Origin of the sequence: Cognatilysobacter segetis, assembly GCF_004359965.1 — a bacterium.
Taxonomy (GTDB): domain Bacteria; phylum Pseudomonadota; class Gammaproteobacteria; order Xanthomonadales; family Xanthomonadaceae; genus Cognatilysobacter; species Cognatilysobacter segetis.
Genome location: NZ_SMRQ01000020.1, coordinates 1 through 12498, shown reverse-complemented (window position 1 = coordinate 12498; position 12498 = coordinate 1). Strand labels below are relative to the sequence as shown.

Sequence of the window (12498 nt, the reverse complement as noted above, 5' to 3'; positions counted from 1 at the left end):
AAGGTGATAGGCGGCGCGAGCAAGGGCGGCGAGAGGCTTCATACTACGCCTCTACGCCTGTGGAACCGCCCGTGGCCCTTCCGTTTGACGCGCTGTTCCAGCACTCGCCCAACGCCTACATGGTGTTGGACCGCGAGCTGCGCTACATCGAGGCCAACCGGGCCTACGAACTGCTCTGCGGCGTCAGCCGCGAGCAGCTGATCGGGCGCTACCTGTTCGACCTGTTTCCGGGCGATGTCGAATGCGACGGCACATCGCAGGCGGGCATCCTGCGCCGCTCGCTCGAGCGTACGTTCGAAACCGGCGAGCGCGAGACGCTGGCCCTGATTCCCTACACGATCACCGTCGACACACCCGACGGCCCAGTCGTCGACGCCCGGTTCTGGAGCGCCACCCACACGCCGGTGCGCGATGCGAGCGGGAAAGTCGTCGCCGTGATGCAGCACACCATGGACGTCACCGAGTCGCACCGGCTGCGCCAGGCGCTGCGGACCGCACGCGAAGCCACGGGGCTGACGCAGGAGCAGCTCGAGGGCGGCGTGCTGTCGCGCGCGGCCGCCGTGCAGCGCGACAACCTGCGACTGTCGGCACAGCTCGACTTCGTCGACGACCTTTTCGCGCAGGCCCCGGGCTTCATGGCGGTGCTCCGCGGCGCGGACTACGTGTTCGAGCGCGCCAACGAGGCGTACGAAGCGCTCGTGGGCAAGCGTGGCTTCGTCGGTCAGCGCCTGCGCGACGTGCTGCCCGAGGTCGTCGAGCAGGGATTCATCGACCTGCTGGACCGCGTGCGTACCACCGGCGAGGCCTATGCCGGGCGCGACGTGGCCGTGGCGCTCGACGATGGCAACGGTGGACGAGTAACGCGCTACGTGGACTTCGTCTACCAGCCGGTGCGCGACACATCGGGGCGGATCGATACGGTGTTCGTGCAGGGCGGCGACGTGACCGATCGCCATGCGGCGCTCGCCGCGGCCCGCGAGAGCGAGGCGCGCTTCCGCACCATCGCCGACCTCGTGCCGCAGATGATCTGGTCGACGCGGCCCGACGGCTTCCATGACTACTACAACCAGCGCTGGTACGACTTCACCGGCATGCCGGTCGGGTCCACCGATGGCGAAGGCTGGGCCGGCATGTTCCATCCGGACGACCAACCCATGGCCTGGTCGCATTGGCGTCACAGCCTGGCCACCGGCGAGCCCTACAACGTCGAGTACCGCCTGCGCGACCGCGACGGCGTCTACCAGTGGGTGCTCGGGCGCGCGCTGCCGGTGCGTGATGCCGATGGCCGCATCACGCGCTGGATGGGTACCTGCACCGAAATCGATGACCTCAAGCGCGCGCAGCAGCTCCTCGAGCGCAGCGAGGCCGCACTGCGCGAGGCCGACCGCCAGAAGGACCAGTTCCTGGCGACGCTCGCGCATGAACTCCGCAACCCGCTGGCGCCGATCGTCACCGCCGTCCAGCTGCTGCGCATGGCGCCCGAGCGCGAGGCGACCGTGCGGCAGGCCACCGAGATCATCGACCGCCAGGCGATGCACATGCGCAACCTGGTCGAGGACCTGATGGACGTGTCGCGCGTGACGCGCGGCCTCTCGGCGCTGCAGCGCCGCGACGTGCGCCTGGGCGACGTCATCGCCGCGGCGGTGGAGCAGACGCAGCCGCTGCTGCAGCGGCATGCGCACCAGCTCGAGGTGATCGACGCCAACCCGGAACTGGTGCTCGACGCCGATCCGGTGCGCCTGACGCAGGTGCTCACCAACCTGCTCAACAACGCGGCGAAGTACACGCCGCCGGGCGGACACATCACCCTGGTGTCGACGATCGAGCGCGACGAGGCGGTGGTGCGCCTGCACGACACCGGCGTCGGCATGGACGCCGCGCTGATCGCGCGCGTGTTCGACCTGTTCGCGCAGGCCGACACCACGCCCGAGCGGCACTACGGCGGGCTCGGCATCGGCCTGTCGCTGGCGCGCAGTCTGGCGCAGCTGCACGGCGGCAGCCTCACGGCCTCCAGCCCGGGGCCGGGGCAGGGCTCCACGTTCGAGTTGCGCCTGCCGCTCAAGACGGCCGCGGTCGCCATCGGCTGACGCGGCGGCTGGGGCTCAGCCCGCCGCGCGCTCGCGTTCGATCGCGCGCCAGCCGATGTCGTGGCGATGGAATTCGCCGTCCCACGAAATGCCGGCGACCAGCGAATACGCGCGCGCCTGTGCCTCCGCGACGGTGGCGCCCAGCGCGCAGCAGCACAGCACGCGGCCGCCGGCGGTTTCGACGTGTTCGCCGACGAGTTTGGTGCCGGCATGGAACACCTTGGTGCCGGGTTCCTCCGGCACGTCCCACTGGTTGATCACGTCGCCGGTGCGCGGCGTGTCGGGATAGTTCGCCGCGGCCATCACCACGCCGAGCGATGCGCGCGGATCCCATTCGGCGGAGACCGTGTGCAGGCGGCCCGCGATCGCCGCCTCGACAAGGTCCATCAGGTCCGACGCCAGCCGCAGCATCACCGGCTGCGTTTCCGGATCGCCGAAGCGCACGTTGAACTCGATCACCTTCGGCGCGCCGGCCTTGTCGATCATCAGGCCGGCGTAGAGGAAGCCGGTGAACGGCACGCCGTCGGCGGCCATGCCGCGCACGGTCGGCTCGACCACTTCGCGCATGATCCGCGCGTGCACCTCGGGGGTGACCACGGGCGCCGGCGAGTACGCGCCCATGCCGCCGGTGTTGGGGCCGGTGTCGCCGTCGAAGACGCGCTTGTGGTCCTGGCTGGTGGCCATCGGCAGCGCGGTCGCGCCATCGACCATCGAGATGAAGCTCGCTTCCTCGCCGTCGAGGAATTCCTCGATGACCACGCGCGAGCCGGCGTTGCCGAACGCGTTGCCGGCCAGCATGTCGCGCACCGCGGCCTCGGCCTCGTCCTGCGTCATCGCGACGATCACGCCCTTGCCCGCCGCCAGGCCATCGGCCTTGACCACGATGGGCGCGCCCTTCTCGCGCACGTAGGCGAGCGCGGCGTCCACGTCGGTGTGCACCGCGTAATGCGCGGTGGGGATGCCATGGCGGGCGAGGAAATCCTTGGCGAAGGCCTTGCTGCCCTCGAGCTGCGCGGCGGCGGCCGTGGGGCCGAAGATGCGGTGCCCCGCGGCGCGGAAGCGATCGACCACGCCCGCGACCAGCGGCGCTTCGGGCCCGACCACGGTGACCGCGATGCCCTCGCGCTGCACCAGCGCGAGCAGCGCGTCGATGTCGGTGGCGCCGATGTCGACGTTGCGGCACTTGTCCTCGCGCGCCGTGCCCGCGTTGCCCGGGGCCACCAGCACCTGCGAGATGCGCGCCGACTGCGCCAGCTTCCACGCGAGGGCGTGCTCGCGGCCGCCGGAACCGATGACGAGGATCTTCATGCCTGTGGCGGGTCTGCGTGGGGACGGGGGAGTTTACGCGACCGCCGCGGCCGCCCGCTCAGTCGGTGCCGTCGCAGGCCTGCGTGTCGAGCACGCGCGCGGACACGCGGTAGCCGTAGGCGTCGTGCGGAATCGGCAGCACGCGGTCGATCGCGTCGCCGCCGCGGCGCCCGCTGACGTGCAGCTCGAGCGGCCAGGCGGCCGCATCCACGCGCGAGGTATCGGCGCGCAGGGTGCAGGTGAGGTCCACCCGGCGCTCACGGCAGCGCCGTCCCGCCGAGCCGGCGGCGGACGCGCAGGCCGCGGTGTCGTCGAGGCGCGTGCCGACGGTGAGAAGACGGCGCAGGCCGTCCGCGCGCTCGGCGTAGAGCGAATGCGACGCGCGCGTGCGGCCGGCGCTCCGGGTCGTGGTGTCGAGGACGAAGGCCAGCCGATCGGGCGCGATCGCCATCAATCGCACCGCATCGGCCGGGTCGTGGTCGACGCCACGGAAGCGCGCGCGGATGCGGGCGCGCCCGCGCGGCGTCGCCGGCGGCTCGACGATGAACAGGTCGACGCGCCCGCCGCCGACGTCCGCCGGCGTGCTGCACACCGCGACGAACCGGTCGCCGCGCCGCGCGCCCGAATCGGCGCAGAGGCTGCGCGTCGTGACCGTGTCGCCGCGCGCGGTCCAGCCGCCGCGCAGGCGCGCCTTGGCGTCGTACTGCGACGACAGCAGCCGCAGCAGTTCGCGGTCGGCGACGGCGTCGGTCGTCGTCGGCGGTGCCGGCGCGCGCGCCGAGGCGGCCGCGGCGACGAAGAGGAGCAGCGACAGGGAATATCGGGGCATGCGCGGGAAACTGCCGCTCCCCGCGCGAAGCCGGCGTCAGTGCCGGAAGTGGCGGATGCCGGTGAACACCATCGCGAGGCCGTGTTCGTCGGCCGCGGCGATCACCTCGGCGTCGCGCATCGAGCCGCCGGGCTGGATGACCGCCTTGATGCCGGCCTCCGCAGCGGCGTCGATGCCGTCGCGGACCGGGAAGAACGCGTCGCTCGCCATCACCGAGCCCGGCACGACCAGCCCCGCGTCGTTCGCCTTGATGCCGGCGATACGCGCCGAGTACACGCGGCTCATCTGGCCGGCGCCGACGCCGACGGTACGCAGGTCCTTCGCGTAGACGATCGCGTTGGACTTCACGAACTTGGCGACGCGCCAGGCGAACAGCAGGTCGGCGAGCTGGGCCTCGGTCGGTGCGAGCTTCGTCACCACCTTCAGCTCGTCGCGCGTCACCTCGCGGATGTCGGCGGTCTGCATGAGCAGGCCCGAGCCGACGCGCTTGATGTCGATGTTGTTGCGGCCGTCGCCGTGCGGAATCCTCAGCACGCGCACGTTCGCCTTCTTCCGGGCATAGGCGAGCGCGGCCTCGTCGTAGTCCGGCGCGATCAGTACCTCGACGAACTGGCGATCGAGGATCGTCTTCATCGTCGCGCCGTCAACCGGGCGGTTGAAGGCGATGATGCCGCCGAAGGCGGACGTGGGATCGGTCGCGTAGGCGAGTTCGTACGCCTGCAGCGCGTCCGCGGCCTCGGCGACCCCGCACGGATTGGCGTGCTTCACGATCACGCAGGCGGTACGCTCGAACTGGCGCACGCATTCCCAGGCGGCATCGGCGTCGGCGAGGTTGTTGTAGCTGAGTTCCTTGCCCTGCAGCTGCGTGAACGTCGCGAGCGTGCCGGGCACCGGCCACAGGTCGCGGTAGAACGCGCCCTGCTGGTGCGGGTTCTCGCCGTAGCGCAGGTCCATGACCTTGATGAAGCTGCCGTTGCTCTGGCCCGGGAACGGGCTGCGGCAGACGCGCCCGGCGTCGGAAACCTCGACGATCGACGACAGGTAGTCGCTGATGCGCGCGTCGTACTGCGCCACGCGGTTGAACGCGGCCACCGACAACGCGAACCGCGTGGCGCCCGACAGCGCGCCGCCGTTCGCGTCCATCTCGGCGACGATCGCGTCGTACTGCGCCGGATCGGTCGCCACCGCGACGCGCGCGAAGTTCTTCGCCGCCGAGCGCAGCATCGCCGGGCCGCCGATGTCGATGTTCTCGACGATGTCCTCCATCGTGCTCGACGGATCGGCGGACACCTTCTCGAACGGATACAGGTTGAGCACCAGCAGGTCGATCGCGCCGATGCCGTGCTGCGCCATCACCGCATCGTCCACGCCCGCGCGGCCGAGAAGGCCGCCATGCACCAGCGGATGCAGCGTCTTGACGCGGCCGTCCATCATTTCGGGAAAGCCCGTCACGTCGCTGACGTCCTTAACCGCGAGGCCGGCCTCGCGCAGCGCCTTCGCGGTGCCGCCGGTGGACAGCAGTTCGACGCCGTGGCGCGCCAGCGCCTGTGCGAGCGGCAGCAGGCCGGTCTTGTCGGACACGGACAGCAGGGCGCGGCGGATCGTCACCGACGGGCCGGTCAGGGCAGCGGTCATGGGCGTGGGCGGCTATGGGGAAGCGCGAATTATACCGGCGCGTCCTCACGCGGCCGGCGCGATGCGGCGTCAGGCCAGGCCGTATTCGCGCAGCTTCTTGCGCAGCGTCGCGCGGTGGATCCCGAGCATCTGCGCCGCGCGGCTCTGGTTGCCATCGCAGTGGCGCAGCACTTCCTGGAACAGCGGGATCTCGAGCTCGCGCAGCGCGATCTCGTACAGATCGCCCATGTCGCTGCCGCCGAGGTCGCCGAGGAAGCGACGGATCGACACCGCGACGTGCTCGCGCAGCGGCACGCGTGCGCCGGGGCGGATGTCGGTGACGACGGACTGGGCGATGTCGGACGCGGCGGCGCTCATGGGATCGGCAGGCTCGGCGGACGCGAAGTCTAGCCCGCCGATGTCGCGCGCGGCCCGGCGACGCGGGTCGCGCGGACGGACGGCATCACTGCAGCTGGAAGTCGAACGATTCCACGTGCGCGCCCGGCTCGCGGACGTCGAAGGCGATGTCGAGCGTGTCGCCCGGCGCGATCGGCGCGTCGGCGCGATGGCCGTAATCGGCCGGCGGCACCGCGCGCGCACCGACCACGCGGCCGTCGACGTCAGCAAGGCTGAGCACCACACCCGGGGCGGCCTGCGGCCATCGCGCGTCGTTGCGCACCGTGGCGGTCACGTGCAGCACGCCCGGACGCGACGGCCGCACGCCGCGCGCGAGCATCGCGTAGGCCTGCGGCTCGTGCCAGGCCGGTACGTCGCAGCGCAGCACGCCGCAGGCGCGCAGCACGAGCGGGCGCCAGGCCGCATCGCGCGCGAGCGCCACGCGCTGCGCCAGCAGCAGTTGCAGCGCGAGCAGCAGCGCGAGGCCGCCGACGGCGGCCCACCACGGCCAACGCGGGCCGCGATGGCGTGCACGCACGCGGCGCCGGGCGAAGCTCGGGCCGTCATGCGGCGCATCGTCGATGGACGCCACGGCGTCGGACGGCGGCGTGCCGGCGGTCTCGATGGCGGCCGGCCCGGGCGGGTCCGCGATCGGCGCGGGGGCGATCGTCGCCGTGCCCTGCGGCGCGTCCGGTTCGACCGTAGGCGCGACGCCGGCCGGGGCAGGCGGCGCGGGCGCGTCCTCGATGGCCTGCAGCTCGCCGTCGGTCAGCAGCACGCTGCCGCAGCGCGGGCAGCGCTGGCTGGCTTCGCGGCCGGGACTCAGGGCGACGAGGAAGCCGCACTGGGGACAGGGCTTGAACATGCGGCTATTGCACCACGGCCGCGCGCGGATCGCCGGGCGCGGCGGTCATCAGCGGCGTCGACCCGACACGCGCATCCAGTCGTCCATGCGCGCGACCTCGATCGCGTCGAGCACGTCGGCATAGGCCGCGACGACTTCGTCCTCCTGTCCGGCGAGGATGCCGGACATCGCGAGGTGCGCACCGGGCGCGCAGCGCGCGGCAATCACGTCGCGCAGGTCGATCAGCGCCGAGGCGAGGATGTTGGCGACGACCACCGGATAGGTGGCGACCGGTTCGTCCTGCGGCAGGTACACCGCGAGGCGATCGCCGACGCCGTTGCGCTCGGCATTGTCGAGCGTGGCGGTGACCGCCTGCGGATCGTTGTCGACGCCGACGGCCGATGCCGCGCCGAGCTTCAACGCGGCAAGCGCGAGGATGCCGGAGCCGCAGCCGAAATCGAGGACGCGCGCGCCGTCCAGCACGCCGTCGTTCGCGAGCGCGTCGAGCCACTGCAGGCACAGCGCGGTGGTCGGGTGCGTGCCGCTGCCGAAGGCGAGGCCGGGATCGAGGCGCACCACCGCCGCGTCCGGCGCATCGGCACCGTCGGGCAGCTCGTGGTTCGACGGCACGATCCAGGTGCGCGCGCCGAACTGCAGCGGCTCGTACTGGTCCATCCACGCGCGTTCCCAGTCCTGGTCCTCGACGTCGCGGAACGAGGCGCGCGACCAGTCGAGCCCTTCGTCCGTTGCGTGCAGCGCCAGCATCAGCCCGTCGCGCGGCGTGCCGGCCTCGAACAGCGCGGTCAGCACCATCTCGCCCCACAGCGGCTGCTCGCCGACGCCGGGCTCGAAGATGGCCTGCTCGTCGGGCGCGTCGGCATGCGCGTCGACCAGCGTCACCGCGAGCGCGCCGACGTCCTCCAGCGCGCGCTCGTAGCGCGGCTGCTGCTGCTCGGTGCAGGGAAGCGAGAGTTCGAGGAAGGGCATCGGGCTCAGACGATCGAGATCGCCTTCTCCTTCTGCTCTTTCAGGCGCCTTTCCAGGTAGTGGATGTTCTGCCCGCCCTGCTGGAAGCCGGCGTCGGACAGGATGCGCTGCTGCAGCGGGATGTTGGTCTTGATGCCGTCGACGACCATCTCGTTGAGCGCCACGCGCATGCGCGCGATCGCGGTCGCGCGGTCGGGGCCGTGCACGATCAGCTTGCCGATCATCGAATCGTAGTTCGGCGGCACGCGATAGCCCTCGTAGATGTGGCTGTCGACGCGCACGCCCGGGCCGCCCGGCGCGTGGAAGTGCTGGATCAGGCCGGGGCAGGGCATGAACGTCTCGGGATCTTCCGCATTGATGCGGCACTCGATCGCATGGCCCTCGAGGACGATGTCCTCCTGCTTCAGCGACAGCTTGTGACCGGCCGCGATCATCAGCTGCTCGCGCACGAGGTCGATGCCCGTGACCATCTCGGTCACCGGATGCTCGACCTGGATGCGCGTGTTCATTTCGATGAAGTAGAACCGCCCGTTCTCGAACAGGAACTCGAACGTGCCCGCGCCGCGGTAGCCGATGCGGATGCAGGCCTCGACGCAGACCTTGCCGATCTCCGCGCGCAGTTCGGGCGTGATGCCCGGCGCCGGCGCTTCCTCGACGACCTTCTGGTGCCGGCGCTGCATCGAGCAGTCGCGCTCGCCGAGGTGGATCGCGTTGCCCTGGCCGTCGGCGAGCACCTGGATCTCCACGTGGCGCGGGTTCTCCAGGAACTTCTCCATGTAGACCATGTCGTTGCCGAACGCGGCCTTGGCTTCCTGCTTGGTGGTCTCGATGGCGGTGACCAGCGCGGCTTCGGTGTGCACCACGCGCATGCCGCGACCGCCGCCGCCGCCCGCCGCCTTGACGATGATCGGGTAGCCGATCTCCTTGGCGATGCGCATGTTCTCCGCCGCATCGTCACCGAGCGGGCCGCCGCTGCCGGGCACGCAGGGCACGCCCGCGCCCTTCATCGCGCGGATCGCCTCGACCTTGTCGCCCATCAGCCGGATCGTGTCGGCCTTCGGACCGATGAAGATGAAGCCGCTCTGCTCGACGCGCTCGGCGAAGTCGGCGTTCTCGCTGAGGAAGCCGTAGCCCGGATGGATCGCCTGCGCGTCGGTGACCTCGGCGGCGGCGATGATCTGCGCCATGTTGAGGTAGCTCTGCGCGGACGGCGCCGGGCCGATGCAGACCGACTCGTCCGCCATCGCGACGTGCTTGAGGTTGCGGTCGACCGTGGAATGCACGGCGACCGTGCGGATGCCCAGCGCGTGGCACGCGCGCAGGATGCGCAGCGCGATTTCGCCACGGTTGGCGATGACGACTTTATCTAGCATGGGTTAGGTCCAATGCGGCGTTCAGCGAGCGGAGGTCCGGCGTCTCAGCCGCGCGGCGGAGGGGCGTTCGCAGGCCGGCGGCAGTGCCGCCGGAAAGCGCCTGCTCACCCAATGACGAACAGCGGCTGGTCGAACTCGATCGGCTGGCCGCTCTCGACGAGCACCTTGAGCACGGTGCCGGAGACGTCGGCCTCGATCGGGTTGAACATCTTCATGGCTTCGATGATCGCGAGCGTCTCGCCGGCCTTGACCTGCTGCCCGACGCTCACGAAGGCCGGCTTGTCCGGCGCCGGCGAGGCGTAGAACGTGCCGACCATCGGTGCGCGCACGACGTGGCCCTCCGGCAGGTCGCTGCCCGGCTTCGGGGCCCCGCCCGACGCGGCGTCGGTCGGGCCGGCCATCGGCATCGGCGCGGCGGCCGGCGCGGGTGCATGCTGCATCGGCGGCGGCGCGTAGGCGATCTCGACCGGGCGCGACGTGGTGCGCGCGAGGCGTACGGTTTCCTCGCCTTCCTTGATCTCGATTTCGGAGAGGTTGCTCGCCTCGAGCAGGTCGATCAGCTTCTTGATTTTGCGCAGGTCCATGTCGGGCCTCGGGCTGGGATGCAGGGACGATCGCCGCGCGTTCGCGGGCGATCGCGGCGTTTCAGGAGCGGTTGGCGTTGGCGGCGGCGCGCTTGTCGAGCCAGGTGAGCGCGGCTTCCATCGCGAAGCGGTAGCTGTCGGCGCCGAAGCCGCAGATCACGCCCATCGCGAGGTCGCTGAAGTAGCTCTGGCGGCGGAACGGCTCGCGCGCATGCGGGTTCGACAGGTGCACCTCGATGAAGGGCAGGTCGACCGCGGCGATCGCGTCGCGCAGCACCACGCTGGTGTGCGTGAGGCCGGCCGGATTGATCAGGATGAATTCGGTGCCGTCGCCGCGCGCGGCATGCAGGCGGTCCACCAGCTCGTGTTCGGCATTGGACTGCATCGATTCGAGGCTGTGGCCGTGCGATTCGGCGTCGAGCTTGAGCGCGCGGTCGATGGCGGCCAGCGAGGTCCGCCCGTAGATCCCCGGCTCCCGCTCGCCGAGCAGGTTGAGGTTGGGGCCGTGCAGGACGAGCAGCTTGGCCATGGCGCGGGCCTTTCGACGTCGGAGCCCGGCAGTCTGCGCCCTGACGAAAAACCTGTCCAGACGTTCGCCACCGTATCGCCGACGTTGGGCGAAATTCAATCGCGCGTTCGACCCGCGGCGGCGGCCCACTCGTCGAGGTCGCCGGGCTCCAGTGGGCCGACCCATTGCCGCAGGATCCGCCCGTCCGCGCCGACCAGCACGCTGTAGGGCAGCACGCCGCGCGCATCGCCGAGGCGGGCGCCGGCGTCGGCGGGGCCGGGTGCGTCGATCAGGACCGGATAGCCGACCGGATGCGCGCGCAGAAAGGCGCGCACGGCCTCGGCCTCGTCGAGCGCGATACCGACCACTTGCACGCCGTTCGCGCCCTGGCGCCGCGAGAAGGCGTCGAGTGCCGGCATTTCCTTGATGCAGGGCGCGCACCAGCTGGCCCAGAGGTTGATCAGGGCGGGGCGGCCGTCGATCAGCGCGGCGACGTCACGGACCTCGCCCGACGGCGTCGCGAGGGTCAACGCGGGGAGCCGGTCGCCCGGCTGCACGCCGGATTTCGCGCTGTCGGCCTGCAGGACGGCCTGCCCGAGGCGCGTCCGCGCGAGCCAGCTCGAGTCCACCAGCAGGCTGGCGGCCACGCCTGCGGCGCCGGCCAGCAGCGCGGCGATCACGACGTTGCGCGTCTTCATTTCGACGCGCCGGCCAGGGCCTGCGCGACCATCGCCGGCGTGAGCAGCGTCGGCAGCACGCGCGGCTCGCCACGGCGCGGATAGACGACGTAGAGCGGCACGCCGACGGCGCCGTGGCGTTGCAGGTAGGCGGTCAGGCCGGGATCCACGTCGGTGTAGTCGCCGACCATGTAAACGGCCTGCGCGTCCGCGAGCGCCTTGGCGAAGGCGGGTCGGCCGAGCACGGTGCGTTCGTTCGCCTTGCAGCTCACGCACCAGTCGGCGGTGATGTTGACGAAGACGACGCGGCCCTCGGCACGCAGGGCGGCGAGGCGCGCCTCGTCGAAGACCGCGTGGCCGGCGTCGGCCGCCGGACGGGCGGATGGCGGCGGCAGGCGGTGCACGGTCGCCAGCGACGCCCCGACGCCCGCGAGCGCCACCACCAGTGCGACCACACCCCAGGCGCGGCGGTGGTCGCGGGCGCGCGTCCAGGCCCAGGCGGCGAAGGCGATCGCCACGGCGGCGGCGAGCGTCCATGCGATCGCATCGGGCCCGCGCTGGCGGCCCAGCACCCACAGCAGCCACGCCGCGGTGAGGTAGAGCGGGAACGCGAGCGCCTGCTTGAGGGTCTCCATCCAGGCGCCGGGCCGCGGCAGCCGCGTGGCCAGCCCCGGCAGCGCCCCGATGAGGATGAAGGGCAGCGCGAGCCCGAGCCCCAGCGCGACGAAGACGGCCATCGCCAGCGCGGTCGGTGCGAGGAACGCCCACGCGAGCGCCGCGCCCATGAACGGCGCGGTGCACGGCGTGGCGACCACCACGGCGAGCACGCCGGTGAAGAAGTCGCCGGCAACTCCGCCGCGCGTGGCGAGGCCGTGGCCGGCGCCGGTCCAGCGCCCGCCGACGTACCACAGGCCCGACAGGCTGAGCCCGAGCGCGAACATCACCAGTGCCAGCAGCGCGACGACGACCGGCTCCTGCAGCTGGAAGCCCCAGCCCAGCGCGCGGCCGGCATGGCGCAGCGCCAGCGCCAGGCCGCCGAGGAGCACGAAGCTGAGCACGACCCCGGCGGTGTAGGCGATGGCGTGCCGGCGTGCGATGCCCGGCGAGCCGCTCCCGGCGAGCGACAGTGCCTTCAGCGAGAGCACCGGCAGAACGCAGGGCATGAGGTTCAGTACGAGGCCGCCGAGCAGCGCGAGCAGCAGCGCCGACCGCGCGCCGGCGGGCTCGATCGCGCGCGGCGCGGGTGGCGGCTGTCGCGCGGGCATCGCCGCCGTCGTCGCGGCGGCCGCCG

Annotated in this window: 12 protein-coding genes; 1 reads left to right on the top strand and 11 read right to left on the bottom strand. The window is 71.7% G+C overall.

The features are described 5' to 3' along the window. The first annotated feature begins 71 nt into the window (after positions 1-71). Positions 72-2087 (top strand): sensor histidine kinase, encoded by a 2016-nt coding sequence (locus tag E4F61_RS06060; protein WP_133478775.1) that lies wholly within the window; start codon positions 72-74, stop codon positions 2085-2087. A 15-nt stretch (positions 2088-2102) separates the two neighbouring features. Here E4F61_RS06060 and purD read toward each other — a convergent pair whose 3' ends face one another. The 11 genes from purD to E4F61_RS06005 all read right to left on the bottom strand — a co-directional run. Then, on the bottom strand, positions 2103-3395 hold the full coding sequence (gene purD, locus E4F61_RS06055) for a phosphoribosylamine--glycine ligase (protein WP_133478774.1): 1293 nt from the start codon (positions 3393-3395) through the stop codon (positions 2103-2105). Positions 3396-3453: 58 nt separating this feature from the next. Beyond that, positions 3454-4224 (bottom strand): hypothetical protein, encoded by a 771-nt coding sequence (locus tag E4F61_RS06050; RefSeq protein ID WP_133478773.1) that lies wholly within the window; start codon positions 4222-4224, stop codon positions 3454-3456. A 36-nt stretch (positions 4225-4260) separates the two neighbouring features. Then, complete coding sequence (purH, locus tag E4F61_RS06045; protein WP_133478772.1) at positions 4261-5859, bottom strand: bifunctional phosphoribosylaminoimidazolecarboxamide formyltransferase/IMP cyclohydrolase; 1599 nt, start codon at positions 5857-5859, stop codon at positions 4261-4263. A 69-nt stretch (positions 5860-5928) separates the two neighbouring features. Further along, a complete protein-coding gene (gene fis / locus E4F61_RS06040; protein WP_133478771.1) occupies positions 5929-6216 on the bottom strand; it encodes a DNA-binding transcriptional regulator Fis in 288 nt (95 codons plus the stop codon). Between the two features lie 85 nt (positions 6217-6301). Next, complete coding sequence (locus tag E4F61_RS06035; RefSeq protein WP_133478770.1) at positions 6302-7099, bottom strand: DUF3426 domain-containing protein; 798 nt, start codon at positions 7097-7099, stop codon at positions 6302-6304. Positions 7100-7147: 48 nt separating this feature from the next. Then, on the bottom strand, positions 7148-8065 hold the full coding sequence (gene prmA / locus E4F61_RS06030) for a 50S ribosomal protein L11 methyltransferase (protein WP_133478769.1): 918 nt from the start codon (positions 8063-8065) through the stop codon (positions 7148-7150). Positions 8066-8070: 5 nt separating this feature from the next. Then, a complete protein-coding gene (accC, locus tag E4F61_RS06025) occupies positions 8071-9438 on the bottom strand; it encodes an acetyl-CoA carboxylase biotin carboxylase subunit (RefSeq protein WP_133478768.1) in 1368 nt (455 codons plus the stop codon). Between the two features lie 104 nt (positions 9439-9542). Further along, positions 9543-10022, bottom strand: coding sequence for an acetyl-CoA carboxylase biotin carboxyl carrier protein (gene accB / locus E4F61_RS06020; protein ID WP_133478767.1), 480 nt, complete (start codon positions 10020-10022; stop codon positions 9543-9545). 61 nt (positions 10023-10083) lie between these two features. Then, the gene (gene aroQ / locus E4F61_RS06015; protein ID WP_133478766.1) at positions 10084-10551 is read right to left on the bottom strand and encodes a type II 3-dehydroquinate dehydratase; all 468 of its coding nucleotides are present in this window, start codon (positions 10549-10551) and stop codon (positions 10084-10086) included. A gap of 95 nt (positions 10552-10646) precedes the next feature. Continuing rightward, entirely contained in the window at positions 10647-11228 is a 582-nt protein-coding gene (locus E4F61_RS06010; protein WP_133478765.1) for a TlpA family protein disulfide reductase, read from the bottom strand. Beyond that, positions 11225-12498: protein-disulfide reductase DsbD family protein (locus E4F61_RS06005; protein ID WP_202908958.1), on the bottom strand; the 1274-nt coding region annotated here is incomplete at its 5' end. The genes E4F61_RS06005 and E4F61_RS06010, both read right to left, overlap by 4 nt.

What these genes read in the sequence shown, in the direction of transcription:
- purH (WP_133478772.1), bottom strand. Translation starts at nt 5,859, where the DNA reads ATGACCGCTGCCCTGACCGGCCCGTCGGTGACGATCCGCCGCGCCCTG.
- accB (WP_133478767.1), bottom strand. Translation starts at nt 10,022, where the DNA reads ATGGACCTGCGCAAAATCAAGAAGCTGATCGACCTGCTCGAGGCGAGC.
- purD (WP_133478774.1), bottom strand. Translation starts at nt 3,395, where the DNA reads ATGAAGATCCTCGTCATCGGTTCCGGCGGCCGCGAGCACGCCCTCGCG.
- prmA (WP_133478769.1), bottom strand. Translation starts at nt 8,065, where the DNA reads ATGCCCTTCCTCGAACTCTCGCTTCCCTGCACCGAGCAGCAGCAGCCG.
- E4F61_RS06050 (WP_133478773.1), bottom strand. Translation starts at nt 4,224, where the DNA reads ATGCCCCGATATTCCCTGTCGCTGCTCCTCTTCGTCGCCGCGGCCGCC.
- E4F61_RS06010 (WP_133478765.1), bottom strand. Translation starts at nt 11,228, where the DNA reads ATGAAGACGCGCAACGTCGTGATCGCCGCGCTGCTGGCCGGCGCCGCA.
- E4F61_RS06035 (WP_133478770.1), bottom strand. Translation starts at nt 7,099, where the DNA reads ATGTTCAAGCCCTGTCCCCAGTGCGGCTTCCTCGTCGCCCTGAGTCCC.
- fis (WP_133478771.1), bottom strand. Translation starts at nt 6,216, where the DNA reads ATGAGCGCCGCCGCGTCCGACATCGCCCAGTCCGTCGTCACCGACATC.
- accC (WP_133478768.1), bottom strand. Translation starts at nt 9,438, where the DNA reads ATGCTAGATAAAGTCGTCATCGCCAACCGTGGCGAAATCGCGCTGCGC.
- aroQ (WP_133478766.1), bottom strand. Translation starts at nt 10,551, where the DNA reads ATGGCCAAGCTGCTCGTCCTGCACGGCCCCAACCTCAACCTGCTCGGC.